This window comes from Ferranicluibacter rubi (genome assembly GCF_011603255.1).
Taxonomy (GTDB): Bacteria; Pseudomonadota; Alphaproteobacteria; order Rhizobiales; family Rhizobiaceae; genus Ferranicluibacter; species Ferranicluibacter rubi.
On record NZ_JAANCM010000017.1, the window covers coordinates 42,283 to 67,032 of the forward strand.

Genomic DNA, 24,750 nt, shown 5'->3' on the forward strand with positions numbered 1-24,750 from the left:
AACAGCTGTCTGGAGATCCAGCTCCTTCCCCACCGTCATCCTCGGGCCTTGTCCCGAGGATCCGGCACGTAAAAGACGGGTTTACGCCAATGGCGTGTGCAGCAGATCCTAGGGACAAGCCCTAGGATGACGGTGGGTGGGGTGGCCGCTGCGGGTGACGGTCAAGGTTCCTCATGATCCTGCAGTCCGATGTCACAGGCAGCGACTGCCGACACGTGTCATAGAGAGGCGGCATCCCGGCCTTCTTTCCCCCGCGCAGGCGCCCATCGACAGACCGCGATCAAACCGGATCGCGGGCCTTTTCGCCACTGATCTTCACCACAGGCGTCGCGTCCAGCGCGGCCTTCGCTTCCCCGGACAGAGTTTGCGGCGCGGAATGGGCGCCATGGAGCTTGCGGATTTCGTCGGCGACCAGGGCCTGGAGGCGCCAGAGGTTACGGTCGCGGATGCCGACGGCTTCGAGGTGGAGGACGGTGTTGTAGAGATATTCGGCGCAGGAGCCGACATGGCCGCAGGCGCGGGCGAGGATGCCGGCGACCTCTTCCAGCGGCAGGCGGGAAACGGCGTCGTGGCCGGTCGATCCGAGCCAGAAGCCGAGCACGTTGACCGGGCCTTCCGGCGTGCGGACCGGCATCCAGCGGACGGTGGAGATGGTTTCGCGGGAGGACAGCTCGCGGCGCAGCAGGCGCTCGATCTGGGCGATGCGGTCGTCGTCGGGCAGGCGGTAGATGACGCCGTCGCAGCGCCCGCCCCGCTCCAGCGCCATCATCAGCCCCGGCGCTTCGCGCGAGCCGCGCCAGCGGTCGATCTTCAGCGAAAACGCGCGGTGCCAGCCATAGGCGGTGGCCCTGCGGCTTTCGACGGAACAAAATTCCGGCTTCCAGATCAGCGAGCCATAGGCGAAGACCCAGAGCGGCGCGCCGCCCGACTGTGCATCGAGATCGAGCGCCAGCGCGCGATAGTCCTCGTCCTCCATCGGCGTCCACCGGGCATTCAGACCGGGATCGACCTCCTCGCGATAGCAGAGCGCCACCAGCTCCGGCGTCAGCGACATCCGGCGCGGATTGGCGCGGGGGGATGCGAGGCCCGGGGCGGGCGATGTTGCGGATGGCATTTCGGACATGGAAGCACGTTTCCTAGCGGACATCGAAACCACCTCCTGCCCTGTATCGGAGGCCGAAGCGGTTCGTCTGTCAAGACGGCGGGGGATGGTCTTCACGTAAGGCGTCGGGTGGCGGGTCTCAAGGGATCGTCTCTTCCTCCGGCAATGCACCCCCGACCGGATCGATGCGGGCGACCAGAAAATCGATGAAGGCGCGGATGCGGGCGGCGAGGTGTTCGTGGCTGGCAAAGACGGCGTGGATGGTTTCGCGATCGGCCGGGCGGTGCGCCTGCAGCAGCGGCACGAGGCGGCCGGCATCGACATCCGGCTGGATGTGGAAGGCGCCGATGCGGCCGATGCCGACGCCATCGAGGCAGAGCCGCCGCATGATGAAGCCGGCATTGACGAGGACCGCCGGCTCGAACGGCCGCTGGATCGTCGCGCCTGTGGCCGAGTCGAGAAACGGCCATTCCGTGCGCATCCCCGGAATGTTGAAGCCGAGGCAGGCGTGGCGGGCGAGATCGGCCGGCACCTGCGGCGTGCCGTGGCGGGCGAGATAATCCGGCGAGGCTACGAGCAGGCGGTGGCTGTCGAGCAGTTTTCGCGTTTTCAGCGACGAGTCGCGAAGCGCGCCGGAGGACCGGATGGCGATATCCGTCCGGTCTCCGACAAGATCGACCACGTCGTCGCTCAGCGAGAGATCGATGAGGACATGCGGATAGAGGCTTCGGAACTCGCCGATCAGCGGCAGGATGAAACGCTCGGCAAAGGCCATGAGCGCGCTGACCCGCAACACGCCGCGCGGCACCGCCTGCGTGCCGCTGGCGATCAGGCGCTCCGTTTCGTTGATATCGGTCAGGATGGCGCGGGCCCGCGCGAGGTAAAGCTCCCCCTCCGGCGTCGGTTGCAGCGTGCGGGTGGTGCGCACCAGAAGCCGCGTTCCCAGCCGGTCCTCCAGCCGGGCGACGAGCTTGCTGACGGCGGACGGCGACAGGCCGAGCCTGCGGCCGGCCGCCGAAAAGCCGCCGCCATCCACCGCTGCCACGAAGACCTCCATTTCGCCTGCCCGGTTGTCCATAGGACTTCTCTCATGAATTCAAATCACAGGTGATTATCCGATATGCCGGATTATCGCACAAGCGGGCTGCGCCTATATCTCGGTCATCCCTGCGGTTGGCTTCTAACGCCACCGCCGCACAACCCTTCTCGCACCTCATGGAGGCCTCGATGCCCCTCGCCCTTCTTGCCCTGACGATCGCGGCCTACGCGATTGGAACCACGGAATTCGTCATCGTCGGCCTGTTGCCGACGGTCGCGCGGGATCTCGACATCACCTTGCCGATGGCCGGTATCATCGTCTCGATCTATGCGCTCGGCGTCACCTTCGGCGCGCCCATCCTGACCGCGCTGACCGGGCGCATTGGGCGTAAACCCCTGCTGCTCGGGCTGATGGCGCTGTTCATCGTCGGCAACGGGCTGGCGGCGGTGTCGCCCGGCTATGGTCTTCTCCTCGTCGCCCGTGTCCTCTCGGCCTTTGCGCATGGCGTGTTCTTCTCCGTCGGCGCGACGATCGCGGCCGGGCTGGTGCCGGAGAACCGGCGGGCCTCGGCCATCGCCATGATGTTCATGGGCCTGACGGTCGCCATCGTCACCGGCGTGCCGCTCGGCACGCTGATTGGGCAGACCTTCGGCTGGCGCGCCACCTTCGTGGCCGTGGCCGGCCTCGGCGCCATCGCTCTTGCCGCCATCGCGCTGCTGCTGCCGGCCAATCTGCCCTCCAGCCCACCGGCCCGGATCATGGATCAGGTGAAGGTTCTCGGCAGCGGCCGCCTGCTCCTCGTCTTCGGCATGACGGCGCTCGGCTACGGCGGGACCTTCGTCACCTTCACCTATCTCGCTCCGCTGCTCGAAGAGATCACCGGCCTGTCCGCCTCCGCCGTCAGCCTCGTGCTGGTGCTCTATGGGCTGGCGATCGCGGCCGGCAACCTGGCCGGCGGGCGGCTGGCCAACCGCAATCCGGTGAAGGCGCTCGCCTTTCTCTTTGCGGCACAGTCGCTGGTTCTGCTGCTCCTCACCTTTACGGCCAGCGCCACCGTTCCCGCCCTCGTCACGCTGACCGCGCTCGGCTTCCTCTCTTTCGCCACCGTGCCCGGCCTCCAACTCTATGTGGTGGAACTGGCACGCCAGCACCGCCCGGCCGCCGTCGATGTCGCCTCGGCGCTCAACATTGCCGCCTTCAACCTCGGCATCGCCGCCGGCGCCTGGATCGGCGGCCTCACCGTCGCCTCCACGCTCGGCCTCGGCGCCACGCCCTGGGTCGGTGCGCTGATGGTGCTCGGCGCGCTGGGACTGACCGTGGTCAGCGGCGTCCTCGATGGTTGCGGCAAAAAGACAGAGGCCGTTCACGCATGACATCCCCCTTCGACATGAGATCCCCCTTCGAAAGGACACCGTCCATGGAACATCGCACACTCGGCCGATCCGGCCTGAAAGTCCCCGTGTTGAGCTTCGGCGCCGGCACCTTCGGCGGCTCCGGCCCGCTGTTCGGCGCCTGGGGCACGGCGGGGGAAAACGAAGCGCGCCGGATGGTCGATATCTGCCTGGAGGCCGGCGTCACGCTGTTCGATACGGCCGATGTCTACTCGAACGGAGCCTCCGAGACGGTTCTCGGCGCGGCCATCAAGGGGCGCCGCGACAAGGTGCTGATCTCGACCAAGGCCGGCCTGCCCATGGGAGACGGCGCAAACGAGGCCGGGACGTCCCGCAGCCGGCTGATCAGCAGCGTGGAATCGGCTCTGCAGCGGCTCGGGACCGACGTGATCGATATTTTCCAGCTGCACGCCTTCGACGCATCGACGCCGGTCGAGGAGGTTCTGGCCACGCTCGACATGCTCGTGCGGGCGGGGAAAATCCGTTATGTCGGCATCTCCAACTTTGCCGGCTGGCAGATCATGAAGTCCCTCGCTGTCGCCGAAAAACATGGCTGGCCGCGCTACGTCGCAAACCAGGTCTACTACTCCCTCCTCGGCCGCGACTACGAATGGGATCTCATGCCGCTCGGCAAGGATCAGGGGCTGGGCGCACTCGTCTGGAGCCCGCTCGGCTGGGGTCGCCTGACGGGCAAGATCGGGCGTGACAGGCCGGTGCCAGAGACGAGCCGCCTGCATGCCACCGCGGAGTTCGGCCCGCCGGTCGAGGACGAGCATCTCTACCGCGTCATCGATGCGCTGGATGCAGTGGCGAAGGAGACAGACAGGACCGTGCCGCAGGTGGCGATCAACTGGCTGCTGCAACGCCCGACGGTCGCCTCCGTCATCCTCGGCGCCCGCAACGAGGCACAGCTTCTCGACAATCTCGGCGCCATCGGCTGGCAGCTCAGCGCCGAGCAGATCCGGGTTCTGGATGCGGCGAGCACGGTGACGGCACCCTATCCGCATTTCCCCTATCGCAGGCAGGCCGGCTTCGCCCGGCTGGATCCGCCACTGACCGCCTGATACGGTTTCCACAGGGGCCGGGCTTTACGGGAACCTTCCGCAGCCCGGTCCCATTACCTCTCTCTCCGGCCGGTGCATCTGCCCGCCGACCGGAAAACCAGTGCGGAGAATCCCTTGGCGGGATTCCAGCATCCTCTTGTAGAGGATCAGCGCCGCCCCCTTCCCCGCCCGGCCACGCGACGGCCGCGCCATTTCGACCCAGGAGATACGCATATGAACATCGTTAAAGCCAATGGCGCCGAGATCCCCGCGCTCGGTTTCGGAACCTTCCGCATGCCGGGACCGGAGGTTCTGGAGATCGTGCCGAAAGCCATCCGGCTCGGCTTCCGCCATGTGGATACCGCCCAGATCTACGGCAACGAGGCGGAGGTGGGGACGGCGATCCAGCAGTCCGGCGTTGCCCGCAACGACATCTTTCTGACGACCAAGGTCTGGCCGGAGAAATATGCCCGGTCGAGCTTTGCGCAGTCGGTGGACGAGAGCCTGCAGAAGCTGAAGACCGACCATGTCGATCTGTTGTTGCTGCACTGGCCGCGCGGAAGCTCGGTGCCGCTCGAAGAACAGATCGAGGGCCTGAACGCCGCCGTGAAGTCCGGCAAGACGCGGCATATCGGCATCAGCAATTTCAATACGGAAGACATGCGCGCGGCGAGCCGCCTGTCGGAGGCACCGCTGGTAACCAACCAGATCGAGTACCATCCCTATATCGACCAGTCGAAAGTGCTGCAGACGGCTCGCGACCTCGGGCAGTCGATCACCGCCTACTACGCCATGGCCGATGGCCGGGTGCCGAAGGAGCCCGTTCTCAACGACATCGGCAGCCGTCACCGCAAGACCGCCGCACAGGTGGTGCTGCGCTGGCTGATTCAGCAGGACGGCGTGATCACGCTGTCGAAGACCTCGACGGAAGCGCGGCTGGCGGAGAATTTCGGCATCTTCGATTTCGCGCTGTCGGACGAGGAGATGGCGGCCATCCACGCACTCGCCCGCCCCGACGGCCGGATCGTCAACCCGGGGCACCTCGCGCCGACTTGGGATGTGGCGGCGTAACCCGCCCGCTCGTTCGCGTTACGGTCAAACGAAAAACGCCGCGGGTCTCATGGCCCGCGGCGTTTTCTCGATCGTTGATCAAAACCTAGAAACGGCTTAGACGAACTGGCGCAGACCCGGGACCGAGTTGATCACCGCATCCACCGTTTCGTCGCCGGCGTGTTCGCGGGCGTAGGCCAGCGTTTCCTTGGCGAGGCCGGTGATTTCGCCCATGGAGAGGCCCTGGCCCATCAGCTGCTGGCCGAGCGCCATGACGCCGCCGCCGACGGCACCGATGACCTTGCCGAGCAGGCCGGGCTTGGCGCCTTCGCCGTTGAAGCGGGCGACCAGATCCGGTGCGCCGGGCACGGCTTCGATCATGCGCGCGACGGGGCCGGCATCGGCTTCGCGCTGCAGGAAGCCCAACATCATGCCGATCGCCTTTTCCGCCTTGTCCGGCTCGATGCCGACATTATCGGATACGCGGGTGACCAGTTCGCTCATGCTTTTCTCCTCGGCAAGCGTTCTAACGTTCACGTCAACGTAAAGGGATGGCGGGAGAAATCAAGCCGTCTCGCGGCGCTTTTCAACCGGTCTCGACGAAAGCGTGCCGCATGGTAAAGCGCGGGCCCGCAGACCGCAATGCCGGCATCGGCACGCTCATCTGCCTGCCGGCTTGTCTGCCTGCTTGTTTGCCTCTGGGCAACGTATAGTATCGCGCACAAACAAGCGAATGGATCCCGACATGGCAATGCTGCAGCCCGGAATGCTCTACCTCGGCACGAGCCGCAAGCCGGACGACACGCTCGACAAGGGCGAATATCTGACGCTCAAATACGGCAACCGCCACGGGCTGGTGACGGGTGCGACGGGCACCGGCAAGACGGTGACGCTGCAGGTGCTGGCCGAGGGCTTTGCCAGCGCCGGCGTGCCTGTGTTCTGCGCCGATATCAAGGGCGACCTCTCCGGCATCGCCGCCCGGGGGGAGCCGAAGGATTTCCTGCTCAAGCGCGCCGCCGAGATCGGGCTCGACCCTTATGAGTTCACCCAGTTTCCGGTGATCTTCTGGGATCTCTACGGCGAGAAGGGCCACCGTGTGCGCACCACCATGTCGGAGATGGGGCCCCTCCTCCTCTCGCGGCTGATGAATGCGACGGACGCGCAGGAGGGCGTGCTCAACATCGCCTTCAAGATCGCCGACGAAGGCGGCCTGCCGCTTCTCGACCTCAAGGATCTGCGCGCGCTTCTCACCTATATGAGCGAGAATGCGAGTGCGCTGTCGGCCACCGTCGGCCTGATTTCCAAGGCCTCCGTCGGGTCGATCCAGCGGGAGCTGCTGATCCTCGAGCAGCAGGGCGCCGAGCACTTCTTCGGCGAACCGGCGCTGAAGGTGACGGACATCATGCGCGTGACGCCGGACGGGCGCGGCACGATCTCGGTGCTCGCCGCCGACAAACTGATGATGAACCCGCGGCTCTACGGCACCTTCCTTCTCTGGCTGCTGTCGGAGCTGTTCGAGGAGCTGCCGGAGGTGGGCGACCCGGAAAAGCCCCGGCTCGTCTTCTTCTTCGATGAGGCGCACCTTCTCTTCAAGGACGCGCCGAAGGTGCTGCTGGAGCGCATCGAGCAGGTGGTGCGCCTGATCCGCTCCAAGGGCGTCGGCGTCTATTTCGTCACGCAGAACCCGCTCGACGTGCCGGAAACCGTGCTGGCGCAGCTGGGCAACCGGGTGCAGCACGCGCTGCGCGCCTATACGCCGCGCGAGCAGAAGGCGGTGAAGACCGCCGCCGAAACCTTCCGCCCCAACCCGGATTTCGACTGCGCCGAGGTGATCACCACGCTCTCGACCGGGGAAGCGCTGATCTCGACGCTCGAGGGCAAGGGCGCGCCCTCCATGGTGGAGCGTACGCTGATCCGCCCGCCATCGGCCCGTGTCGGCCCCCTGACCGACGCGGAACGGGCGCAGGTGATGGCGCTGAGCCCGGTCGCCGGCCTTTACGACACCGATATCGACCGCGAATCGGCCTACGAGATCCTCGCCGCCCGCGCCGCGCGCGCGAGCCAGCAGGCGGAGGCCGCACGGGAGGCGGAAACCGGGACCGCGACGAAGCCGAGCCGCTGGACGCTGCCGGGTTTCGGCGACGATGCCGAGCCCACACAGACGGGGCCTGTGGGGAAGCCCACACGCGCCGGCACGGCCGCCAAACCGCGCAGTTCCGGCTATCAGCGGGAAACGGTGGTGGAAGCCGCCATGAAGACCGTGGCGCGAACGGTCGCCTCCTCGCTCGGCCGGGCTTTGGTGCGCGGCATTCTCGGCAGCCTGAAGCGCTAGAGTATTTCTGCAGTGTCTGACGCCGAAGCGATTCCGCTTCGGCTGGAAATGCTTTAGGCGGAGATGCATGATCCGTCAGTGGTACCGTTTCCGGTCTGATCAACCGGAAACCGCAGGAAACGGCACCATCCGGCATTTTCCAGCCTTTCCAAGGCCTTGCCGGCCGGCTGTCGCCAGAAGATCGCGCAAATTGACGGAGATGACTTGCAATTGTCGGGGGGATCGGCTATCTAGTGCGTATCGATCTTGCATTTTGAGCTTTGCTCCCGCGCAACGCGCCGTTCAATCTTCTCTTTCAACGTCGATCTATCACCGCCCGCACACTGCGAGCGAAACTTCATCACGATTGAAAAGGAATCACGTCGTGGCAACAGGTACCGTAAAGTTCTTCAACGCAACCAAGGGCTTCGGCTTCATCGCTCCGGACAACGGCGCAAGCGACGTTTTCGTACACATCTCGGCCGTTGAGCGCGCCGGCATGCGTTCGCTGAACGAAGGCCAGAAGGTCAACTTCGAAATCGTTCAGGATCGTCGTAGCGGCAAGAGCGCTGCCGACAACCTGTCCGCAGCCTAATAGACTGAATTTCGTTTCCGGCGCCTGACCACGGATGTACTGGCAGAAACCGTCGAGACGATATCGAGAAGGTCGGGAATTTCCCGGCCTTTTTTTATGCCTGTGCGCAAGGGTGCGGGTGGTGGTTGCCTTCGCTGTCCGTTGCGACATCGGGCTCCCGCAGGACACGATCGAGCCGAATTCGACTGCTCGGAAAAGGTTGTCGGACAGTCCCGCCGGCGCGCTTTGCGGTTCAGCCTGCCCTTCTCGCCGAATTGCCACAGCCGTCCGGCCGGCCTGCTTCGACCGCCTGTTTCGCCCTGTATTTCCTGTTCCCGGCGCTTTCGATTTCCGGCGCAATGCAGTAAGCTCTTCATAACATTGCGTATGCCGGCCTTTGCATCCGGAACCGGCCTTTGAGCGACGACGGGACAGGCATCGGAGAGCGGGCGGGAACGACAGACATCAGACTGCGCGATCGTGGCCGACCGGCCTTCGACGCCTCACCGATACTCCCGAAGGAGAACGCCTTGGTTCCCGCTGACCGCCTGTTCAAGACCGAAACCCGCCCTGCAAACGCCAAAGCCACGCAGACCGATTCGGCCTCCAGATCCATCATCGAGGTGGAAGCCGCCCAGCGCCGCGCCAAGACCGAGCGCCTGAAGCAGGCCCGCATCGCCCAGGAAGCCAGCCAGCCCGTGCCCGAAGCGCCGGTGAAGAAAGTCGCCAAGTCCCGCAAGAAGGACTAAGGCGGGAGCGCGTCGCGCCAGTCCGCTCGTCAGGTCCGCGCATCGGGCGATCTTCCGCCATGAATGGCCATGCCTGCGGTATCGATCTTCTCACGATCGCGTGGGTAGGGATGTGGGCATTGAGATTCCCCTTGGCGCGTCATGCGTGACGCAGGGCGCTGTCATCCGGCACGGCGCTATTTTTCGTAATGGAAGCGGCACTGGATGATCTCCAGTTGCCGGGCGTCTCCCTTGCCCGACACGCGATATACAAATCGATGCTCGCCCAGGATCCGCCGCGACCAAAATCCCGAGAGGTTACCCTTTAGCGGCTCAGGTTTTCCGAGACCCTTAAACGGCGATCTCTTCGTATCGCTGATTAGGGTATTGATCTTTTCCACCATTGCCGGATCGAGGCGCTGCCAATCCTCGTACTCTTCCCACGCATATGCCGCCCAGAGGAGGTTCATGTTACAAGGTCGGGTCTTTCTCGATGACCTCTCCCTTGCGAAGTTGCGTCAGACTTGCTCGCAGTCGATCGGCGTTCGCTGGCGTAGAAAGAAGATGCAGCGTTTCCTGCATGCTCTCGTACTCGCCCTCGGCAATGAGAACCAATGCCTCTGACCCCTGACGGGTCACAAGCAGAGGTGCACGTGATTCGATCACGGCGTCGAAGTGTGTCGCTATGTTCTGTCGGAACTCGGTCAAGCGTACATGAGCCATTTAGACCTCCCTTGCTAGAGCGTACATATATCTGTACGGATTTTCCGAAATTGTCAATGTCGAACGATGGGAACGGGCGCCATTGGCAGAGGACAGGACCCCGCAGGAAATCGGCTCACGGCTCACGAGAGCTCCCCGCCTCTCCTTGTATCCGCAATATGCGTAACCATCTATGGACTCTCGACAGGAGACCAGATTGTCCGACTTCATCAGCTACCTCTTCGCCATTTTCGTCGTCACGCCGCTTCAGGCCGAACTGACCGACCGCCTGCAGGGCATGCCCTCCGCCGAGCTTATCCAAGCTGGACGCGCCTGCATCTCGGCCGAAGGCCCTCGCCTGTTGCAGATGGCGCAGGAAAACTGGGGCTGGGCCGCTGCCAACGCTCTCGGCGTCAGCGCCGGCCTGGTCGATCCCGTCACCCTGCTCTCGACGCAGAACGGCCATTGCGGCCTCGTGCGCAACGCCTTGATGAACGAGGCCGGCGAGGACGCGTGAGCGGCCTGCGCGCCTCCTTCACCTGACCATCCGCGATCCGGCATAAGATAGCCGCAGCCTTACACGGGAGTCGGGCTGGCATTCGGGACGGTCTCCCGGATGATTATTGATGACGTCCGGACGGTGCCGGTGCGGGGCTTTCTCGCCCGGCCTGGACGTTGTGAACTGTCGAGAACATCCCCTTCCAGCTTCGTACAAGTTCCGCCTCATAAACTCTCGCGTGTACAGCATCGACACGAAACCCTTCTTGCTGTCGACGAGAAACCTATGAAGATCCTAGCGCATCGCGGCTGGTGGCATGTTCCGGCCGAGAAGAATACGGAAGCAGCCTTTCGCCGTGCCTTCGAGCATGGCTTTGGCGTCGAGACCGACGTTCGCGACCAGAATGGTCTCTTGAAGATCTCGCACGACATGCCGATCGGCGATAGCGCCATGGATCTGGACGGGTTTCTGGACCTGCACAAGGCCCACGCGCATGCCGGCACGATCGCGCTGAACATCAAGGCCGATGGCCTTCAGTCGACGATCCGCTCGGCCCTCGACCGCTCCGGGGTTTCCGATCTCTTCTGCTTCGACATGGCCGTTCCCGACGCTCTCGGTTATCTGCGCGCAGGCTTTTCGAGCTACACGCGACATTCCGAGATCGAACCGGTTCCGGCCTTCTACGACCGGGCGGACGGTGTCTGGCTGGACGCGTTCTTCGACGACTGGATCACGCCCGACATCATCGAGCGGCACCTTGCCGCCGGCAAGAACGTCGCGCTGGTCTCGCCGGAACTGCACGGGCGCGACCCGGCGGCGGCCTGGGCGATGTGGCGCGGGCTGCGGGGAGACGGCCTTTCGATCTGTACGGATCTGCCCGACAGGGCTGCGGAATTTTGGACATAGCGCCCGGGGGGCCTAACGGTGGGAAGTCATGATCAAGGCGGTTCTTTTCGACATGGACGGCGTTCTCATCGATGCCAAGGAGTGGCATTACGAGACGCTGAACGACGCGCTGGCCGTCTTCGGCCTGAACATCAGCCGCACGGAGCACCTGGCGGTCTATGACGGCCTGCCGACGCGCAAGAAGCTCGAAATGCTTTCGCGCACGCGGGGCCTGTCGCCCAAGCTGCACGACTTTCTCAACACGCTGAAGCAGCAGATGACCTACCGCGTCATCGTGGAAAAGTGCCGGCCCGTCTTCCATCACGAATATGCGCTCGGCCGCCTGCAGCGGGAGGGCAAGCGCCTCGTCGTCTGCTCGAACTCCGTGCGCTCCACGGTCGAAGCCATGATGCAGCAGTCCAACCTTCTCAAATATCTCGATTTCCTGCTCTCCAACCAGGACGTGGCCAAGGCGAAGCCGCACCCGGAAATCTACCTCACGGCCATCGAGCGGCTGAAGCTGCAACCCCATGAGTGCCTGATCCTCGAGGATAACGAGCACGGCATTCAGGCGGCGCGCGCATCCGGCGCGCATGTCATGGTCGTCGGCTCCGTCAACGACGTCAATTACGAGCGCATCGGCAAAGAAATCGCAGCAATAGAGGCCGTCCACTGATGAGATATCTCATTCCGATCGCGTCGAAGGACGATCTGTTCCCCAAGGAAGACTTTCATTTTCCCAAGCCGCTGATCGAAGTGGACGGGATTCCGATGATCGCGCTGGTCGTCGGAAGCATTCGCAAACGCGATCCCTCGGCACGCTTCATCTTCATCGTTCTGCGGCAGGACGTGCTCGAATACAGCCTCGACTCGATCCTGAAACTGATCGCCGGCGACGGCTGCACCGTCATCGAGCTCGGCAACCCGACGATGGGCGCCATCTGCTCGGCGCTGATGGCCATCGACCATATCGACGACGACGAACCTCTCGTCATCTGCAACGGCGACCAGATCATCAATGCCGATCTCGGCGCCATCGCGGATTCCTTCTACCATTCGGACGCCGATGCCGGCGTGGTGACGTTTCCCTCCGTCCATCCGCGCTGGTCCTATGTGCGGGAGGATGCCGACGGCCGCGTCGTGGAAACGGCGGAAAAACGGGTGCTCAGCCGCAAGGCGATCGCCGGCTACTACTACTTCCGCAAGGCACGTCAGTTCGTGGCCCTCGCGCAGGATTGCCTGCTGAAGTCGGACCCGATCGGCGGGAAATATTACCTGTCTCCCGTCCTCAACGAGGTCGTTCTCTCCGGCGGACGCATCGTCCAGTTCGAAATATCAGCGGAAAGCTACGTCTCGTTCTACTCCCCGAAGCGCGTCGAACTTTACCAGGCCGAGAACCAGGGCCGCATCGCGCCGCTCTCGCAGCCGAGCCCGGCCGTTCAGGTCGTCATTCCCATGGCAGGCCTCGGCAGCCGGTTTTCGCAGGCGGGCTACACCAAGCCGAAGCCCTTCATCGATGTCGATGGCGCGACGATGATCGAGCGGGTCATGGACAATCTGCGCGTCGACAACGGACGCTTCGTGCTGATTGCCCGTCGTGATCATCTGGTGGCCGAACCGCTGGTGGTCGAGGGCCTCCTGCGCCGCGGCGATCTGGTGTTCTCGCCCATCGATTTTACCACCGAGGGCGCCGCGTGCACGGTGCTGACGGCCCGGACGCATCTCGATCCCGACGCTCCGCTGATGATCGCCAATTGCGACCAGATCGTCGATTTCGACTGCAGCGCCTTCCTGGAAGACGCCATGAGACGCGACCTCGACGGCTCCATCCTCTGCTTCCGCGACGTCCATCGAGATCCGAAATGGTCTTTCGCACGCACGAACGACCAAGGATATGTCGAGGAGGTTCGCGAGAAGGTGGCGATTTCCGATCTGGCGACCGTCGGCATCTATTACTTCCGGCGCGCGCAGGCCTTCATCGATGCGTCGATCGACATGATCACCGCCAACGACCGGTCGAACAACGAGTTCTACGTTTGCCCGGTCTACAACTATCTCCAGCGCCGCGGGGGCAAGATCGGCGTCTATGAAATCGCGGCGACGGCGATGCACGGGATCGGGACTCCAAACGATCTGGACGCCTATCTCGGGCTCCGCAAGATCGCATGAAGTGCATCGTGCCGCTTGCCGGCCCGGATCTGTGGACCGAGAAACACGGCCTGCGGCCGCTTGTGAACCATGAGGGAACGCCCCTGATCGAGGCCGCCTTGCGGCCTCGCGCTTGGGGCCCCAGGCTTTCGCCGAGCGACTATGTCTTCGTCGTCCGCGAGACGACGGGACACCTCGATCTCGTCGCCTTCCTGAAAGACGCCTGGCCCGGCTGCCGGATCGTCACGCTGTCGCATCTCAGCGCCGGCGCCCTGTTTTCCTGTCTCGCCGCAACGGCCCTCGTGCCGGCGGATGAACCGCTGATCATCGACCTTGCCGACGTTCTTTTCCACGAAGGCCCGGACGATCCCGCAGCCCTGTTCGCGCAAGGCCCGTACGGCGCCATCGTGCCCGTCTTTGCCTCAAGCGAACCGTGCTACAGCTATCTGACGATCACCGACGGGCTGGTGACCAGGGCACGCGAAAAACAGGTGATCTCAAGCCACGCCTCGGCCGGCGTCTATATGTTCGGGAACATCGAAGTCTTCCTCAGCGCCAGCGCCCACAGCATCGCGCATCGCGACGAGCTCGCCCACAAGGGCAGCCTGTTCATCTGCCCGATGATCAACGGCGTCATCGCGGACGGACACGCGGTCATCGCGCCGCACATTCCGGATTGCCAGCCTGTGGGTAAGATCTTTCACGACGCGTGACAGCGTTGAGGCGCGCGCCATCCGAATGTTTCCGGGCCGGACGGCGGCGTGGCCGCTACACCATGAGACCGTTGATATAGTCGCGGAGTTCGCACGCTTCCCGGGGGACGCGCTTGACGCTGAAGACGGCGTCGAGGACCGATGCGCCGATATGCGGCGACCGCAGCGCCCGCGGAATGCGGCGCGCAAAGACGGCACCTTTGCCCGCCCGCACGAGATCGACGACATCCGCGTTCATGTCGAGATTGTTGCAATAGTTGCACAGCGTGATCGGCTGGCCGACGGTCACGCCGGTCATGGCAAGGCGTGCGGCGAAGGTCGGAAGAATGACCTCCTCGACCGGGAAGCCGACCGAGGCCATCGGAAAATGTTCGATGAACGCCCGGGAAAGCTGGGAAAAGATATGCCGGCTGGCAAACTGACCTTCCGCCTGTCCCCCGAAAAACAGCGGCAGGCTCAAGGCCGAGAGAAATCCCTGCATGGAGGGGCGGTGGAGAAAGCTGTCGCGAAAAACGCCCCAGTCATTCGACGAATCATAGACCTCCATCTGGGACCCGATATCATATTTTCCGACATAATCCGCGAGCCCGGGCTTCACGAGCATCTCGTTGGAGGAGATCAGGACGATCTTGTCGAACGCGACATTCATCTCCGTCGCATGGAGAAAGTTGCTGACATGGGTGTGCATGATCCCGGCCGACCACTGCGTTTCGTAGGAGTTCGGATTGACCAGAACGTTCTCCGCCGCGCACAGCGCCCGAAACGCCTCCTTCTCCGCCAGAGCACCGGCGGAGACATGCAGGCAGATGACCGAGCCGGGGCAGAAATAGTCGATATTCCTGATCTGCTCGAGAACGATGTCGGGCCGCTCGTGAACCGGAAGCGAGAAAAGAAGCCTGCTCATAACGCACCATTCCCATCGATCATCATCACACCGGCCACACGAACAGGAGTCGCGCAGTGTGGACGTCTTACGTATCGCGGCAATCTGTCGTCAGACTGGAAGCGCCGTTTGTCGAAACCGTAAGGGTTAAAGGGAGCTAAAACTCGCGGCCTGACGCTAGACTGTATGATTCAAGATATGAGTGGCTGGGGCGCCAGGATTCGAACCTGGGAATGCCGGTACCAAAAACCGGTGCCTTACCGCTTGGCGACGCCCCATTGCCGGCCCGGGTGCGGTGATGTCCGGGTGTTGGGCTGATAGCAAAGCGTGAGGGCGGGGACAACGGGTAAGTTTGGCCGGGCGTAAGTTTGTCTTGCGGGGGACGTTGGACGGGGAGCCATGTTTGACCGGGCGTTCCGTTTACGCGGGCGGCGATTTCGGTTCGGGAATTTTTGGGCTAGGGTCGACCTTGAAGCGCCCGCGCAGTGCGGGCGTCTTCGCAAGGAGAGACGGATGGTGGGATATCGGGCTCGGATGCCGGCGCGGCCGACGGGGATCGGCGACGATGCCGGGGTGGAGCACACTGTCGTCAATGCCGACATCGCCCCCCTGCGCTTCATCGAGATCGAACGGACATGAGCGGTGCGCCCTTGGAGACCGAGGACGAGCCGCATTTCGAGCGCGCTTTCGAGCCTGCGCACGGGCAGGCCATCGCCGTTGCCGATGGCGTGCGGCGGATCACGGTGAACAACCCCGGGCCGTTCACCTTTCACGGCACCAACAGCTATATTGTGGGCGAGCGCACGCTGGCGGTGATCGATCCCGGTCCGCTGGACGATGCGCATCTGGCCGCCCTCCTGCGGGCGATCGACGGGCGGCCGGTCAGCCATATTCTCGTCAGCCATACGCATCGCGATCATGCGCCGCTGGCCCGGGTTCTGCAGGAAAAGGTGGGCGGGGTGATCGCGGCGGAAGGTCCGCATCGGCCGTCCCGGACGCTTCACGACGGCGAGGTCAATCCGTTTTCGGAAAGCGCCGACATGGATTTCGTGCCCGATCTGGCGCTTGCCGACGGCGCGACCATCGAGGGCGACGGCTGGGCGCTGACGGCGCTCGCCACACCGGGCCATACGGCGAACCATCTCTCCTTCGCGCTGAATGGCACCGGCATCGTCTTTTCCGCCGATCATGTGATGGCCTGGGCGACGAGCATCGTCGCGCCCCCGGATGGCGCGATGCGCGACTACATGGCCTCGCTCGACAAGATGCTGGCGCGCGACGACCGGCTCTATCTGCCGGGCCATGGCGGACCGGTGAGCGAGCCGGCGAAATTCCTGCGCGGCCTGCGCGCCCACCGGCGCATGCGCGAGCGCGGCGTGCTGGAGCGCATTCGCCGCGGCGACTCTGGGATTTCCGAGATCGTGCAGGCGCTCTATGCCTCCACCGATCCCCGGCTGCACGGGGCGGCGGCCCTCTCCGTGCTGGCACATCTGGAGGATCTGGTGGAGCGAGGCCTCGTGATGACCGACGGGCCGCCCGCGCTGATGGGGCACTATCGGCTGGCGGGGGATTGAAGGCCGGGCTCTCCGCCTCCCCGTTATTCCCGACGTGATACGGAGGCCATCCAGCGCACGTTCCTGGTCAGCAAAGATGCTTCTTGACCTGACGGACGTCAGGTCGCTGGTTTGCGGCTCAAGGCCGGAATGACGGAAGTTGGGGCTGCCGCCCGTGATACGGTTTCCGGCTGATCGCGTTCCGCGAACCGGACACAAGAACCATCGAAAATCTCTGGCCGGAAGGCCGGATTTTCAATGGACGGAATACGGTTTCCGGTCTGATCAACCGGAAACCGTATGACATTTCCGCCAAACCACCGGCGGCGTTTCGCCGACCGTCGGGCGGACATAACCCTGCCTCAGTCTCCCGCGATCCCCAGCAGCTCCGCGTCGAGCGCGTGGAGGAAGCGTTCGGCCGTGGCGGCGTCGAGGCCGAGGTCGTGGTAACCGAGGCGGGAGGCGACGCGGATGTCGACGAAGGTGGTCTCGGATTCCTCGCGAAGACGGATGACGAGGTCGAAACGGAAGCCGGCGATGCGGCTGCGGCTTTCGCCCTGCAGAAGGATGTCACCGGCTTTTCGGCCGGGCGGCAGGGGGCCCGCATCCTGCTTCGGTCGCGAGAGCGGAATGGGGACCGGTCCCGGATCCCGCGCGGCGGGGGTGTTGCGGCCACCTTTTCCCGTCGGCGTTTTGCCCGCGGCCTTACTTGTGGCCTTGTCGGTGGCCTTATCGGTGGCCTTGCCGGGCGCATCGCGCAGGGCGTCGGCCGGGGGCTCCGACCGCAAAGCGAGATCCTCGAAATCCGGCTCGGCATTCTCAAGGCCCTCTTCCGCGACGATGGCGATGCCCGACTGGTCGGCGACCGTGCGCACGCCGGTCAGTACTCGGTCGAGCGCGCCGTCGTAGCGACGTCCCGTGAGGGCGGGATAGGCGTTCGCCTGGGCCTGCCGGTCGGCAACGACGGGGGCTGCCGGGGTCAGCCAGCCCGTCTCGATCGGACGGTCGCGGATGAAGGGCGGCGGCGTTGCAAGGTCGGTGGAGACATCGGTGATCGCGGGCTTCGCCATCACCTGCGAGAGAACGAGCCCGGCGGCGGCCAGCGGGAGGGACGCATAGAGCAAGGCCATGGTGGACGCGATGCCGCCGACCGCCGCCACCTGCCACAGGCGGACGAAGCCGACGACGGAGAGGAGGACGGCCACCAGCGCCAGCCCGGCACTGGCGAGGGCGAGCGTCACGAAGAGCGTGCTGGAAAGCGAGCCGAAGCGGTGGGCCGCGAGCGACAGGACGAAGACGACGAAGGCCAGCCGCGCGACATGGCGCGCCCAGCGGGCGGCGTAGGATATCGGGCGCTCATAGGTGATCATTGTCGGCCGAACCTCTGTCTCTGCCTTTGTCCGGCCGATGCGCCGTTACCCCGTCCCTTGAGCCTGTCAGGAAACCCGGCGGCTGTGAGGCGGCTCTTCAAACAGTCTCTTACACCAAGTCTCGCCGATAAAAACCTGCCGGAAAGCGTCGCATGGGCAACATGCCATCGCCGAAAACCCGATGGCACCTGACCCGCGCGGTCGCTCTCATCGAGACCCGTCATCTCCCATCCAAGGCTGATTCCGCCCATGACGCAACAGAGGACGGTGTGTTTGGGCAAGCCCCTGCCCTTTCCCGCTCGCGACATCCGGAACCTTTCCGTGCATGCGGCGTTGGTAAGCGCTTCACGATCTTCCGCAACCGGGAGACGCGTTGCCACGGAATTGCCATTCTTGTTAACAAGATTATCGATGAACTTGGGCCTGCAAGACCACGGCTGGGCCCTTATTCCACCGGATCTGGCCGGTTGCGAAGGGATGACGACCATGCGTTCTCACGATATCGAAACCCAGGCCGCTCCGCCCACGCCGGAGGGCAGCGAGCTCGAATTCACGATGGAAATGCTGGAGCTGGAACTGTCGCTCGACGGCACGGCACCGGATGGCGACGACTTTTCCGACAGGGTGCGCGCCGCTGCGACCGACCTCAAGGGGGCGTTTCTCTTCGATCTCCCCGCCTCCGGCCTCGTCGAGAACTGCGAGCGGATCGCCGTCTTGCGGATCCCGCGCGACAGCGGCACGGGCAGCGAGACGATCTTCGCCTGTCTGGAAGCCGATGGCACCTCGATCCGGATCGAGAAGCCGAACGAGCGCACCATGGGCCTTGCCAGCTTCGCGCAGGCCTTCGTGGATGTGTTCCAGCGGATGTAGGCAGCAGCCCTAGCCTGCCAGCGCCCGGCGTTCGGGCATGGGCCTTTCCACTGCGCTGCCGAAGATGCGGTAGGTATTCCGGCCGCCTCGCTTGGCGTCGTAAAGCGCGATGTCCGCATTGCAGCAGAGCTGCGAGAAAGACGAAGCGCCAGCCTCCTTCCCTTCGCCATCCGTCATCAGGGCGAGCCCGATGCTCGCGCCGACCCGGATGGGTATGCCGTTGATATCGATCGGCCTGTTGAACTGGAGGAGGATGTGGCGTGCGAAGGCTTCGAGCCCTGCTGCATTCGGCGCGCCCGTGCAGATGGCGAATTCGTCGCCGCCCAGACGCGCGAGCAGGCTTTCCGGGCCTACGGCATTCGAAAGGCGGACGGCGATGTCGCGCAAAAGCTGGTCACCCGCGAAGTGCCCGAGCGTATCGTTGACGGTTTTGAAGCCGTCGAGATCGATATAGAGCACGCTGATGCGGCTCCGGGTCTCCAGCGTGTCCGCCTCTGTCGTGTCGGCCCGAGCGGCGTCGCCCATGGCGGCGGCGAACCGCGTATCGCCGAGGCCGAGAAACCGGGCGCGATTGAGAAGGCCCGTCAGCGGATCGGTTTCTGCCCGGACGCGCAGTCGCTCGGTCAGCTCGCGCCGTTCGGCAAGCTGCCCTTCCAGCCGGGCAATCGCGTCGAACAGATCGTTGAGTTCGCGCGTGTCCGCTTCGAAGCCCGGGCGCCCGACCGGCTTTTCCTCGGCGAGGCCGACGATCATCTCATGGGCCGTCAGCAGCGGGCGAAGCACCGAGAGAAACATGCGGCGCATAACCGCTACCAGCAGCGTCAGAAGCAGCACGGTTGCCGCGGCCATGCCGATGAGCCGGATGAAGGCGATATCGCGGCTGCGGACGATATCGGTCACCATCTGGTGGATGGCCGCCTTGCGCAGGTCCTCGAGCGGAACGAGCGTGGGGACGTAGAGGCCGGTCAGCCCGGCGGGGGCAACACTGTAGTGCCCGCCGGTGCGTCCCTCCAAGGTCAGCTTTTCGATGAGGCGGACGCCGCGCCCGATGAAGAGGCGGCGGACCTCGCCCATCAGCGCGCGCAGGCTCGCATCCGACACGTCGAGACGCACGCCGAGCGTCTGCATCAGCTGGTCGATACGGCCCTGCGTGCGGTCGACCCTGCCGGCAGCAGTGGGCGAAAGCGGAAGCGCGCGGGATACGCTGGGCACGACATAGCTCGCCAGCCGGCCGGCCTGCTCACGCAGATTGGTCACGATGAGGGCGGTGAACACGCTGCCGGCCAAAGCCGGGTTCCGCTTTTCCAGCGTTTCCGCCGCCAGTTCGACGGTCGGCTGGATCTCGTCCGCGATCCCGAACATGGCGGCGATCGCCTCGGTCAGCATAGCGAGGGTGCGCTCCGCATACGGCGTCTGCGCAATGCCGTCGATGCGGGCGCGGGCAAGGCCCAGGGCCTCGCGCAGGCTGCGGACGATGCCCGGCGCAAGCGGCAGGTTCCGCGTCCGGTCCACCACCGACAAAGCCGCGTCGGTTGCGCGGCGGGCTTCCGCCAGGCGGGTTACGGCCGAGGGATCGGCGCCGACCTCGACCGACATGAGAACATTGGACGGCCCACGCTCGGCCGACAGCGCGCGCGACGCAATCAGCAGCGCTTCATATTCCTGGACGGAGACCAGGCTTCTCTCCGAATCGACATAGGCCGTCACCGATGGCGCGACGATCCAGACCGCCATGCCGATGAGAGCTGCCCCGACGACGAGGGAGGTGTTGCGCCACTTGCAGTAGAGCGATCGAGCGCCGCGCTTTCCCTGGTTCATCCGTTCCGTCCTTGAGCTCTGTCTGCTTAATTCCTTACTGATGAACCTTTAAGCTGTCATGAATGGCGCGCGTGCGCGCACCAAAAATGGGGTTGCATTCCAGAGATCAGACCCCCGAAATCTTGCCGTTGATGGCCGCCTGCGCGGCGGCGAGACGGGCGATGGGAACACGAAACGGCGAACAAGAGACGTAGTCCAGGCCCGTTTCCTCGCAAAAACGGATGGAGGCGGGATCACCGCCATGCTCGCCGCAAATGCCGAGTTTCAGGCCGTTCTTCGTGCGACGCCCGCGCTCGGCGGCGATCTGGATGAGTTCGCCGACGCCGTCATAATCGATCGACACGAAGGGGTCGCGGTCGATGATGCCCTTCATGCGGTAGGTGTTGAGGAACTGCGCGGCATCGTCACGCGATATACCGAAGGTTGTCTGCGTCAGGTCGTTGGTGCCGAAGGAAAAGAAGTCGGCGGACTCGGCGATGACATGGGCGCGAAGCGCCGCACGCGGCAGCTCGATCATGGTTCCCACGAGATATTCGATGCCGACACCGGCCTCATCGAGGATATCGGCGGCGACCGCATCGATGCGGGCCTTGACGTAATCGAGTTCGGCCTTCAGCCCCACCAGCGGCACCATGATTTCCGGCACCACGGGCGCGCCGGTCTCATGGGCCGCGAGCACCGCGGCCTCGAAGATCGCGCGAGCCTGCATTTCCACGATCTCGGGATAGGAAATGGCCAGCCGGCAGCCGCGATGGCCGAGCATGGGGTTGAACTCGTGCAGCGCATCCACGCGCTGGCGCAGCTCCAGCGGCTTCATGCCGAGTGCTGTGGCGACGTCGGCGATCTCCTCGTCGGTCTTCGGCAGGAACTCGTGCAGCGGCGGATCGAGCAGGCGGATGGTCACCGGCAGGCCGTGCATGATGGAAAAGAGCTCGGTGAAATCGGCCCGCTGCATCGGCAGGAGTTTTGCCAGCGACGCCCGCCGGCCGGCCTCGTCGGCGGCGAGGATCATCTCGCGCATGACGTTGATGCGCTCGCCTTCGAAGAACATATGCTCGGTGCGGCAGAGGCCGATGCCCTCGGCACCGAAGGAGCGCGCGGCGCGGGCGTCGGCCGGCGTGTCGGCATTGGTGCGCACGGTCATGCGCCGGCTGGCGTCGGCCCACTCCATGATACGGCCGAAATCGCCGGAGAGCTCAGGCTGGACCATGGAGACGCGGCCCTTGAGCACCTGCCCCGAGGAGCCGTCGATGGTGATGACGTCGCCCCGGGCGAAGGTGGCGCCGGCGGCGATGAGCTTTTCGTTGCGCAGATCGACGCGGATGCTGCCGGCGCCGGAGACGCAGGGGATGCCCATGCCACGCGCCACCACGGCCGCGTGGCTCGTCATGCCGCCGCGCGTCGTGAGTATCCCTTCGGCCGCGTGCATACCGTGAATGTCCTCCGGGCTCGTCTCGACCCGCACCAGAATGACGGCGCGGCCCTCCTTCTTGGCCTGCACGGCCTCTTCCGAGGTGAAGACGATCTCGCCGGTCGCCGCCCCCGGCGATGCCGGCAGACCGGCGCCGATGATGTCGCGGCGGGCGGACGGATCGATGGTCGGGTGCAGCAGCTGGTCGAGCGCGGCGGGATCGATGCGGGTCACCGCCTCCTCGCGCGAGATCAGCCGTTCGTCGGCCATATCGACCGCGACCTTCATCGCCGCGCGTGCCGTGCGCTTGCCCGAGCGCGTCTGCAGCATCCACAGCTTGCCTTGCTCGATGGTGAACTCGATGTCCTGCATGTCGCGGTAATGCGCTTCCAGCCGGTCGCAAATGGCACAGAGGTCCGCAAACGCGTCCGGCATCACTTTTTCGAGCGAGGGCCGGTCGGAGCCGGAGGCGATGCGGGCGATTTCGGTGATGTTCTGCGGCGTGCGGATGCCGGCGACCACGTCCTCGCCCTGCGCATTGACCAGGAACTCGCCATAGAGGGCCTTTTCGCCGGTCGAGGGATTGCGCGTGAAGGCGACGCCGGTGGCGGAGTCATTACCGAGATTGCCGAACACCATGGTCTGGACGTTGACGGCGGTGCCCCAATCGGCAGGGATGTCGTGGAGGTGGCGATAGGTGACGGCGCGCGGGTTCATCCAGCTGGCAAAGACCGCGCCGATGGCGCCCCAGAGCTGCACCGCAGGATCCTGCGGGAACCCCTCGCCCGTTTCCTCTCCGATGACCTCCTTGTAGCGATCGACCAGCCGGCGCCATTCGTCGACCGTGAACTCGGTCTCCTGCTCCTTGCCGATCCGGCCCTTCTCGTCCTCCAGAAGCTCGGCGAAGACCTCGTGGTCGAGGCCCATGACGACGTCGCCATACATCTGGATGAAGCGGCGATAGCTGTCCCAGGCAAAGCGGGCATCGCCGCTGTCGCGCGCCAGCGCCTCGACCGTCTCGTCGTTGAGGCCGAGATTGAGCACCGTATCCATCATGCCGGGCATGGAGGCGCGCGCGCCGGAGCGCACCGACAGGAGCAGCGGCCGCTCCGCGTCGCCGAAGCGGCGGCCGGCCATGCCCTCGACGATGGAAATGCCGGCGAGCACCTCGGTCTTCAGGCTGTCGGGAATGGAGTGGCCGTTTTCGGAATAGAGCGCACAGGCGCGCGTGACGATGGTCAGGCCCGGCGGCACCGGCAGGCCAAGGCTGCACATTTCCGCAAGATTGGCGCCCTTGCCACCCAGAAGGTCGTGATCCAGCGCCCGCCCCTCGGCTTTGCCGCCGCCGAAGGTGTAAACCCACTTCTTCATGTCCGTCTCCACCCTGAGGCCCAAGCCGTCCGCAAGCCGCATTCCCGCAACCTCCGGCCCGTCCCGCCTCGTCTCCCCCTTCACGCTACAACATCAGCCCCCGATTAGGAATGCTGCGGATGCGGGATTATTGTTGCATTGCAGCAAAATTATTGCGGGGTGGGTGGGTGATGTCCACACATCCTGCGGCCCTTGTGTTTTTTGATTTTTCCACTGTTTCCTGATAGGAATGGGGTATGGCGCAACGTTGTGGACATCAGATCGTACCCGCGGAATTTCCCGAGCTTCGAACCCTCGTCTGGAACAGAGATCCCTTGCGCCCCATCGATGCCGACGAAGTCTTTGCCCTTTACGAGCGAAACTGGCGCTTCGTCGATCGCGATCGCCTGTCGGACAAGGAAGCGCTGCTGATCCGGGAACTGACCGATATTTTCGGTCACGGCCGCATGCTGGCGTGATGGGCTATCTCCGCGCCGAACATCGGGCCATTGCGGACGTTCTGTCTTCGATGAATCATGACGTTCTCCGTTCTGCCGAATGCTGGTTCGGCGGGGGAACGGCGATCGTTCTGCGCTTTGGCGAGTATCGACGGTCTCTCGATCTGGACTTTCTCTGCTCAAGCGCTGCGGGCTACAGGGACCTGCGAAACGCCGTCATCGAAGATGGTCCGGGTGCGCTCTTTTCGGACGAGGTGTCGTTGCTGCGGGATGTGAGGGCGGACGCCTACGGGATCCGCATGCTTCTCGAATATCGAGGCCAGCCCATCAAGTTCGAGATCGTCCGGGAAACCCGAATCGCGTTGACGGGAGAGAGAGACCCGATTCTCGGTGTTCCCACCCTGTCGATCGAGGACATGTTTGCCGAAAAGCTGCTTGCGAATGCCGATCGTTGCTACGATCGCGCCGTCGGCTACCGCGACGCCATCGATCTCGGCGTTCTCGTTCAGTTTCGTGGATCGCTTCCGGAAGTGGCCGTGACCAAATCCGAGGAGGCCTATGGGCGGGACATCGCCCGGAAGCTTGCCGGCATTCTCAACCACCTGCTGAATCCCGATGCCGTGCGCCATGCCGCATCCACCCTGGATATGGGAGAGGACGCGGTCATGTCCGCTGTTTCAGCGCTACGGTCGGCAGGCGTTCGGGCGTTTCCGCAGGCTGGCATTCGGACGGACGGCAGCGCCTTCGACTGACCGTTGCCCCCTCTCACACGGCTCTCACACCGCCTCCCGCAACTGCTCCGCCGTCTGCAGATCCACCGACACCAGCTGGCTGCCCCCCTGCTCCGCCATG

25 protein-coding genes and 1 tRNA gene are annotated in these 24,750 nt (G+C 64.5%); 16 read left to right on the plus strand and 10 right to left on the minus strand.

Translation table 11 applies throughout. The features are described 5' to 3' along the window. Window positions 1-280: 280 nt before the first annotated feature. Window positions 281-1,114, minus strand: coding sequence for a gamma-glutamylcyclotransferase (locus G8E10_RS23390; protein WP_281517782.1), 834 nt, complete (start codon window positions 1,112-1,114; stop codon window positions 281-283). Between the two features lie 127 nt (window positions 1,115-1,241). Continuing rightward, entirely contained in the window at window positions 1,242-2,180 is a 939-nt protein-coding gene (locus G8E10_RS23395) for a LysR family transcriptional regulator (protein WP_167130876.1), read from the minus strand. Between the two features lie 149 nt (window positions 2,181-2,329). On the opposite strand from G8E10_RS23395, the gene G8E10_RS23400 reads away from it, so the two are divergent. The 3 genes from G8E10_RS23400 (at window position 2,330) to G8E10_RS23410 (ending at window position 5,646) form a co-directional block, all read left to right on the plus strand. Continuing rightward, complete coding sequence (locus G8E10_RS23400) at window positions 2,330-3,514, plus strand: MFS transporter (RefSeq protein WP_167130877.1); 1,185 nt, start codon at window positions 2,330-2,332, stop codon at window positions 3,512-3,514. A gap of 44 nt (window positions 3,515-3,558) precedes the next feature. After that, window positions 3,559-4,596 carry an aldo/keto reductase gene (locus tag G8E10_RS23405; RefSeq protein ID WP_167130878.1) on the plus strand — a complete coding sequence of 346 codons (1,038 nt, stop codon included), beginning with the start codon at window positions 3,559-3,561 and terminating at the stop codon, window positions 4,594-4,596. A gap of 213 nt (window positions 4,597-4,809) precedes the next feature. After that, window positions 4,810-5,646 carry an aldo/keto reductase gene (locus G8E10_RS23410; RefSeq protein WP_167130879.1) on the plus strand — a complete coding sequence of 279 codons (837 nt, stop codon included), beginning with the start codon at window positions 4,810-4,812 and terminating at the stop codon, window positions 5,644-5,646. A 96-nt stretch (window positions 5,647-5,742) separates the two neighbouring features. Here the strand turns inward: G8E10_RS23410 and G8E10_RS23415 are convergent, their stop codons facing one another. Further along, window positions 5,743-6,129 (minus strand): DUF2780 domain-containing protein, encoded by a 387-nt coding sequence (locus tag G8E10_RS23415; protein WP_110799819.1) that lies wholly within the window; start codon window positions 6,127-6,129, stop codon window positions 5,743-5,745. A 247-nt stretch (window positions 6,130-6,376) separates the two neighbouring features. Between G8E10_RS23415 and G8E10_RS23420 the strand changes: the two genes are divergently transcribed. From G8E10_RS23420 to G8E10_RS23430, 3 genes are all read left to right on the plus strand, one after another. Beyond that, on the plus strand, window positions 6,377-7,957 hold the full coding sequence (locus tag G8E10_RS23420; RefSeq protein ID WP_167130898.1) for a helicase HerA-like C-terminal domain-containing protein: 1,581 nt from the start codon (window positions 6,377-6,379) through the stop codon (window positions 7,955-7,957). A 364-nt stretch (window positions 7,958-8,321) separates the two neighbouring features. Then, window positions 8,322-8,531, plus strand: a complete 210-nt coding sequence (locus G8E10_RS23425; RefSeq protein ID WP_062469383.1) for a cold-shock protein — start codon at window positions 8,322-8,324, stop codon at window positions 8,529-8,531. A 509-nt stretch (window positions 8,532-9,040) separates the two neighbouring features. Beyond that, complete coding sequence (locus G8E10_RS23430) at window positions 9,041-9,259, plus strand: hypothetical protein (RefSeq protein ID WP_092932649.1); 219 nt, start codon at window positions 9,041-9,043, stop codon at window positions 9,257-9,259. 176 nt (window positions 9,260-9,435) lie between these two features. Here G8E10_RS23430 and G8E10_RS23435 read toward each other — a convergent pair whose 3' ends face one another. Further along, a complete protein-coding gene (locus G8E10_RS23435) occupies window positions 9,436-9,708 on the minus strand; it encodes a Txe/YoeB family addiction module toxin (RefSeq protein ID WP_110799820.1) in 273 nt (90 codons plus the stop codon). A 1-nt stretch (window position 9,709) separates the two neighbouring features. Next, on the minus strand, window positions 9,710-9,961 hold the full coding sequence (locus G8E10_RS23440; protein ID WP_110799821.1) for a type II toxin-antitoxin system Phd/YefM family antitoxin: 252 nt from the start codon (window positions 9,959-9,961) through the stop codon (window positions 9,710-9,712). Between the two features lie 196 nt (window positions 9,962-10,157). Between G8E10_RS23440 and G8E10_RS23445 the strand changes: the two genes are divergently transcribed. The 5 genes from G8E10_RS23445 to G8E10_RS23465 all read left to right on the plus strand — a co-directional run bounded on the left by G8E10_RS23445 (window position 10,158) and on the right by G8E10_RS23465 (window position 14,185). Next, window positions 10,158-10,457, plus strand: coding sequence for a hypothetical protein (locus tag G8E10_RS23445; protein ID WP_110799822.1), 300 nt, complete (start codon window positions 10,158-10,160; stop codon window positions 10,455-10,457). 267 nt (window positions 10,458-10,724) lie between these two features. Beyond that, a complete protein-coding gene (locus G8E10_RS23450; RefSeq protein ID WP_132446556.1) occupies window positions 10,725-11,345 on the plus strand; it encodes a PI-PLC domain-containing protein in 621 nt (206 codons plus the stop codon). Window positions 11,346-11,373: 28 nt separating this feature from the next. After that, on the plus strand, window positions 11,374-12,000 hold the full coding sequence (locus G8E10_RS23455) for an HAD family hydrolase (RefSeq protein WP_110799824.1): 627 nt from the start codon (window positions 11,374-11,376) through the stop codon (window positions 11,998-12,000). Further along, window positions 12,000-13,493, plus strand: a complete 1,494-nt coding sequence (locus G8E10_RS23460; RefSeq protein WP_167130880.1) for a glycosyltransferase family 2 protein — start codon at window positions 12,000-12,002, stop codon at window positions 13,491-13,493. Before G8E10_RS23455 ends, G8E10_RS23460 begins: the two co-directional genes overlap by 1 nt. Next, window positions 13,490-14,185, plus strand: a complete 696-nt coding sequence (locus G8E10_RS23465; protein WP_167130881.1) for a glycosyltransferase family protein — start codon at window positions 13,490-13,492, stop codon at window positions 14,183-14,185. The genes G8E10_RS23460 and G8E10_RS23465 overlap by 4 nt, the downstream gene beginning before the upstream one ends. 55 nt (window positions 14,186-14,240) lie before the next feature. On the opposite strand, the gene G8E10_RS23470 is transcribed toward G8E10_RS23465, so the two are convergent. Next, on the minus strand, window positions 14,241-15,089 hold the full coding sequence (locus G8E10_RS23470; protein WP_132711078.1) for a hypothetical protein: 849 nt from the start codon (window positions 15,087-15,089) through the stop codon (window positions 14,241-14,243). Window positions 15,090-15,271: 182 nt separating this feature from the next. Beyond that, window positions 15,272-15,346 (minus strand) — tRNA-Gln (locus G8E10_RS23475). A 235-nt stretch (window positions 15,347-15,581) separates the two neighbouring features. On the opposite strand from G8E10_RS23475, the gene G8E10_RS26155 reads away from it, so the two are divergent. Together G8E10_RS26155 and G8E10_RS23480 are read left to right on the plus strand one after the other, a co-directional pair. Continuing rightward, complete coding sequence (locus G8E10_RS26155; RefSeq protein ID WP_281517774.1) at window positions 15,582-15,707, plus strand: cupin domain-containing protein; 126 nt, start codon at window positions 15,582-15,584, stop codon at window positions 15,705-15,707. Beyond that, window positions 15,704-16,642 carry an MBL fold metallo-hydrolase gene (locus G8E10_RS23480; RefSeq protein ID WP_167130882.1) on the plus strand — a complete coding sequence of 313 codons (939 nt, stop codon included), beginning with the start codon at window positions 15,704-15,706 and terminating at the stop codon, window positions 16,640-16,642. The genes G8E10_RS26155 and G8E10_RS23480 overlap by 4 nt, the downstream gene beginning before the upstream one ends. 341 nt (window positions 16,643-16,983) lie before the next feature. Here the strand turns inward: G8E10_RS23480 and G8E10_RS26160 are convergent, their stop codons facing one another. Beyond that, window positions 16,984-17,991, minus strand: coding sequence for a DUF1499 domain-containing protein (locus tag G8E10_RS26160; protein WP_281517775.1), 1,008 nt, complete (start codon window positions 17,989-17,991; stop codon window positions 16,984-16,986). A gap of 486 nt (window positions 17,992-18,477) precedes the next feature. Here G8E10_RS26160 and G8E10_RS23490 point away from each other — a divergent pair, with 486 nt between their 5' ends. Then, window positions 18,478-18,861, plus strand: a complete 384-nt coding sequence (locus tag G8E10_RS23490) for a hypothetical protein (protein ID WP_281517776.1) — start codon at window positions 18,478-18,480, stop codon at window positions 18,859-18,861. 9 nt (window positions 18,862-18,870) lie between these two features. On the opposite strand, the gene G8E10_RS23495 is transcribed toward G8E10_RS23490, so the two are convergent. Together G8E10_RS23495 and ppdK are read right to left on the minus strand one after the other, a co-directional pair. Continuing rightward, complete coding sequence (locus G8E10_RS23495) at window positions 18,871-20,679, minus strand: GGDEF domain-containing protein (protein ID WP_167130884.1); 1,809 nt, start codon at window positions 20,677-20,679, stop codon at window positions 18,871-18,873. Window positions 20,680-20,785: 106 nt separating this feature from the next. Beyond that, window positions 20,786-23,461 carry a pyruvate, phosphate dikinase gene (gene ppdK / locus G8E10_RS23500; protein ID WP_167130885.1) on the minus strand — a complete coding sequence of 892 codons (2,676 nt, stop codon included), beginning with the start codon at window positions 23,459-23,461 and terminating at the stop codon, window positions 20,786-20,788. Window positions 23,462-23,775: 314 nt separating this feature from the next. Between ppdK and G8E10_RS26270 the strand changes: the two genes are divergently transcribed. Continuing rightward, window positions 23,776-23,919, plus strand: a complete 144-nt coding sequence (locus G8E10_RS26270) for a hypothetical protein (RefSeq protein ID WP_343289868.1) — start codon at window positions 23,776-23,778, stop codon at window positions 23,917-23,919. A 50-nt stretch (window positions 23,920-23,969) separates the two neighbouring features. Then, on the plus strand, window positions 23,970-24,650 hold the full coding sequence (locus G8E10_RS23510; protein ID WP_281517777.1) for a nucleotidyl transferase AbiEii/AbiGii toxin family protein: 681 nt from the start codon (window positions 23,970-23,972) through the stop codon (window positions 24,648-24,650). Window positions 24,651-24,750 lie beyond the last annotated feature (100 nt).